Origin of the sequence: Marivita sp. (genome assembly GCF_020055635.1) — a bacterium.
Classification (GTDB): domain Bacteria; phylum Pseudomonadota; class Alphaproteobacteria; order Rhodobacterales; family Rhodobacteraceae; genus Marivita.
Genome location: NZ_JAIPUT010000153.1, coordinates 1 through 3,269, shown reverse-complemented (window position 1 = coordinate 3,269; position 3,269 = coordinate 1). Strand labels below are relative to the sequence as shown.

Sequence of the window (3,269 nt, the reverse complement as noted above, 5' to 3'; positions counted from 1 at the left end):
GGCGGAGATTGTCCGTGCATCGTAGACGAGGTGCCACGCAGAGGTCTGCTTCGAGCCCAGACTCACCGATGCTGCGGACGGGACGAATCGCCGTTGACTGGTTGGCGCTACCGCTTGATCGACCAGATCATCGCGGTCTCGTAACCTGACTCTACCAGCATCTCTATCTTGGACTGCCATCCAGCGGGGCAAACGACAAAGGCAGCGCCCATGCCCCGGTTGGCGAAAGCGGCTTCGGCGGCGCGCAGAAGCGCGGTTGCGCCTTCGCCGCCATCCCTTAGGCGTGCCAGATCGGCCAATTCCGGATGGTAGTAATCGTCGATCACGCCTGTCCCGGTGATGTCATGGGCAGGCGGAAAGTGCAGGCGCGAGGCGGGCTGCGCGATGATGTAGCCCTCAAGTTCCTTGGATGCGCCCATGACCATCATGTCTCGGTCTCGCAGCGTGAGGCTGCGCGTCATCCATGCTGAGAAGCGTGGATCGGCTTCGGGATGTATTTCCCAGAAGGCGTCGATGTCGAAAAGAACTCGCCGGTTCTCAGCGCTGCGCATGACGATGCCAGGAACATCTTCTTCTGTCGCTTGCCGGACAATTGAAGGCGTTCTCTGATCGCCGAGAACAGTGCGGGACAAATAGAGCGTCAAAGGTTTAAAGCCCGCATCTTCGAACGATTTCCGCCAATCCTCTCCCGACACATAGGACGACAGAACGATCCTGGTACCGGCTTCCTGAAGGGCCTTCTCAGCCGCAACCAACAAAGCATTGACCGTGCCATCAGGTGCATCGGGGGCCGCGAAAGAGTCAGGTAGAATGAGGCCCGGTTCACCACTCGACCCGGCATAGATCGGGGGCACCGGCAAAATCATAGAATGAATGACGCCGTCGATCCGACCGCCTTCATCCGCGACCTGCCAAATCTGGCGAAAGGGTTGCTGTTCGGCGGTCAGCGCGAATGTCAGAGCCTTCTCGATTTGGGCCGGTGCATCCTCTGCCATCTTCCAAAGAATGCCATCCTCTGCATGACGCTCCTCAGCGTCCAGCATCAAAAGATCAACCAGTTGCGCTATGTCGTCAGGTGTCGCTGTCCGGATGATCTGAGGCATGTTTGGGTTCTCTTCGTAAGGGCTGGTTCTGGCTTCGTTGTCTGTATCAACCAGCCACGCAGTTTTGACAAAGCAGGAGATTTTCACCAACGTTTAGAAAAACTATCGCCTTGGACCTATGGAATGAGATCGTTAAATCTGAATGCACTCCGTGTGTTCGCAGTCGCGGCGTCACACGGCAATCTGCAACGGGCAGCCGACGAACTGAATCTATCACGCAGTGCCGTATCCCAACGGATCAAGCAGCTTGAAATCGACCTTGGCGTGGTTCTTCTGAAGCGGGGCGCGCGCGGCGTGTCGCTGACCGCTGAAGGCGAACGCTGCCACGCTGGTTTCACCCAAGCTCTTGCGGTTCTGGAAACGACGTTGGTCGGTATTGGCGACGAAAATGATCGCATTACCCTTCACCTTGGGTCTTCTACCGCCACAAAATGGCTGATGCCGCGCATGAATGCCTTCGCAACTGCATTCCCGAAAGTCTCGCTGAAGACCGAAGTCCATGAGCAGATACTGTCCCGCAGCCTTGGTCGGAACGAGATCGCAATGTGGCCGGGAAGGGCACATGACCCTAACCCCGTCCACCGGTCACGTCGCCTGGCCGACATTCGGCTTGTTGCAGTATGCAGCCCTGATTTTCTGCGGCCGGACTGGCCCATGGGGCTGGAATCCTTGCTGACGCTGCCTTTGCTTCAGGATGCGCATCGGCGTTGGGAAAAACTGATCGAGGCAACGGGGTATGGCAACGCACACAAGTTGCTCAACTTTGACCGATCTGCCTTGGCGCTGGACGCAGCCATCGGCGGCCACGGGATTGCCATGGCGCCAACCTACATGATCGAAAGCGACCTGTCGTCAAAGCGTCTTGTGGAGATTTGGGTCGATCCAGAGCCATCGGACGATGGGCTGTATGTTTCGTGGTCAAAGGATCATGTTGGCCAACAACGCATCAGCCGGATCGTGGATTGGATCGCATCTGAGTTTAGGTGAAAGCGGACATCCAGTGTCAACCTTCGAACGCCCGCAAAGTCCGCGGTGCCGCCGCACGGCCTTCGAAAATGCTGCGGGATGCATGGACGTCCGGTCTGGTGAAGCTGCGATGCAGCACCGAACACGTAGGCGAGCGGCAGGTCTGGGCCGGGGCGGGTCGGTGGTGGCTTACCCCTGCAAGTTTCGGCGGTTGGTTGCACCGCCGTCGGCAACCCCGTATCGCATATGTCTGGCTTGCCTCGTTGCACCACAGGACGTTGCGACCCCGCAGGTCTATTTGTGGTCATTGGGTGCCGTTCCCGTCTGCCCCAGACAAGCCGCACGATGGCGCGAGCGATGACCGGCAACGCCTTGTGCCCGGTATGCGGCCGGCGTGACGCCCGTGCGACGCTTGAATTGAATGTAGAAGTTGGATTTCGCGCCGAATCCTGCGGCATAGATGATGTCGAGGAGCGGGCGATCGGGGTCCTCGTCGATGAGACGGGTGGCAAGCGATATTCTGCGATCGTTGAGCAGATCCGAAAAGCTCTGCTCGGCGACACGGTTCACGGCGACGCTGACTGATCTCGCCGGGACGCCCAGGCGTCGGCTCACCCGGGTCAGGGTCAGCGTGTCGTCGGCAAGGATCTCGGGGTCGTCGAAGAAGACGTCCAGACGCGCGAAGAGATCATGATCGGCCGACCCGGGCCGCGGCCTACCGTCTTCGCCGTTCTGCGGCGGTGCCCGTTCGGCGAGCATGTTGTAGACATGCTCGAAGAGCGACGGACGCCCCATGGCGCCGAGCAAGGCATATGAGACGAGGCCGAAGAACAGGGTCGTGGACAGCAGGAGCGGCAGCGAGGCTCGGAATGCACCGCCCCGCACCAATTCGGTAAAGATCGCGACCTCGAGAACCAGGCTGGCGCAGATCACCGCAATCACGATACGCAACCAGACCATCGTCGTCCCCAGGTAGGGGCCGAGACCACTGAAATGGCGCGCCCCGAGACGATGCAGCCCCGTCAGTGCCCAAAGATACACGCCATATGTTATGAACAGAACCGGGTCGATCGCCCAGAATGCATCGGCGAGGACGGAGGCAGTGACCGCCAGCATCGGTACCAGGTGCCACAAGATCGCGGCCCTCGGGCGACGATCCGGGTCCGACCCGAGCGCGAAGTGCAGGTATAGCGCGGGAAG

The 3,269-nt window shown here is 59.7% G+C and carries 3 protein-coding genes; 1 reads left to right on the top strand and 2 read right to left on the bottom strand.

What is annotated here, in order from left to right; genetic code table 11:
• Nucleotides 1-107: 107 nt before the first annotated feature.
• A complete protein-coding gene (locus LCF60_RS23940; protein ID WP_292295040.1) occupies nucleotides 108-1,190 on the bottom strand; it encodes a hypothetical protein in 1,083 nt (360 codons plus the stop codon).
• A gap of 36 nt (nucleotides 1,191-1,226) precedes the next feature.
• On the opposite strand from LCF60_RS23940, the gene LCF60_RS23935 reads away from it, so the two are divergent.
• A complete protein-coding gene (locus LCF60_RS23935; RefSeq protein ID WP_292295039.1) occupies nucleotides 1,227-2,090 on the top strand; it encodes a LysR family transcriptional regulator in 864 nt (287 codons plus the stop codon).
• A gap of 273 nt (nucleotides 2,091-2,363) precedes the next feature.
• On the opposite strand, the gene LCF60_RS23930 is transcribed toward LCF60_RS23935, so the two are convergent.
• A partial coding sequence (locus LCF60_RS23930; RefSeq protein WP_292295038.1) for a helix-turn-helix domain-containing protein occupies nucleotides 2,364-3,269 on the bottom strand: 906 nt, incomplete at its 5' end.

Coding starts and splice junctions, on each gene's coding strand:
- LCF60_RS23935 (WP_292295039.1), top strand. CDS start 1,227: ATGAGATCGTTAAATCTGAATGCACTCCGTGTGTTCGCAGTCGCGGCG.